This is a genomic window from Wolbachia endosymbiont of Drosophila incompta (assembly GCF_001758565.1).
Taxonomy (GTDB): Bacteria; Pseudomonadota; Alphaproteobacteria; order Rickettsiales; family Anaplasmataceae; genus Wolbachia; species Wolbachia pipientis.
Window position 1 is genome coordinate 1,264,052 of the sequence record NZ_CP011148.1, and the last position, 427, is coordinate 1,264,478.

1 protein-coding gene and 1 pseudogene are annotated in these 427 nt (G+C 36.5%); both read right to left on the minus strand.

The features are described from left to right. Positions 1-33: 33 nt before the first annotated feature. A pseudogene (locus WG67_RS05740) lies at positions 34-195 on the minus strand (transposase); the annotation flags it as partial. A 20-nt stretch (positions 196-215) separates the two neighbouring features. Continuing rightward, positions 216-427 (minus strand): hypothetical protein (locus WG67_RS08930; RefSeq protein ID WP_458694944.1); only part of this gene is annotated, 212 nt, incomplete at its 5' end.

Consider the following 427-nt stretch of genomic DNA (forward strand, 5'->3'; position numbering starts at 1 on the left):
TTTTCCTGATTTTTTAATTCATTCTTAAGCTTACCGCCATTGACACCCTGTACGCAATACATAGAAAATTGCTTCTAATATTTCTCTTTTGCTATACTTTGGCGGCCTTCCTCCTTTCTTGTATGATACTCTGAAGTGTTTTTCTATTCTTGCCCATTCCCTTTCGCTTAGATCTGTTGGATACTTTTTTCTCATCTTTACCCCGTACTAAAATTTCAGATATTATAGCCTTTTACTTGTTTCCGGACAACCTCTGAATCCACTTTCGGAAAAAACTTTACTCCAGGACCAAAAGTAAAGTACAGCACACTAAATGAAAACAAGACGAATACAGTAGCACATACGAATTTTTTAGGATGATCCAAAACCTTCTCTAGCATGCGTACGTAAGCTCTTATTATAGGCCCAGCATTTTTTATTTCACCAC